The organism is Halioglobus sp. HI00S01 (assembly GCF_001635445.1).
Taxonomy (GTDB): domain Bacteria; phylum Pseudomonadota; class Gammaproteobacteria; order Pseudomonadales; family Halieaceae; genus Halioglobus; species Halioglobus japonicus.
Genome location: NZ_LWEE01000242.1, coordinates 1 through 220 on the forward strand (window position 1 = coordinate 1; position 220 = coordinate 220).

The following is a 220-nucleotide window of genomic DNA, read 5'->3' on the forward strand; positions in this document are numbered from 1 at the left end:
GCCCTCTTGATTGCAGAATATCGACCTCTGCGCTCGCAGCGAGAATTTGTTCAGCGAGGTAATCAAGCTCCTGTTCGGACTGTGACAGGGAATTTCGAGCGCGCTGAGCCAAATGGGTGAATCGCGATAGCGTTAACTCACGACGATTGATTAGCGATGCATGTTGCTCCCAGAATTGGTCGAGAAGGCTCTCTTCCATCACTACGCCAGAAGTCATTGT

At 50.9% G+C, this 220-nt stretch carries 1 protein-coding gene; it reads right to left on the reverse strand.

Going from position 1 to position 220, the window contains the following annotated elements:
• On the reverse strand, positions 1 to 199 hold a 199-nt coding region (locus A3709_RS24620; protein ID WP_231871223.1), incomplete at its 3' end, for a hypothetical protein.
• Positions 200 to 220: the final 21 nt, after the last annotated feature.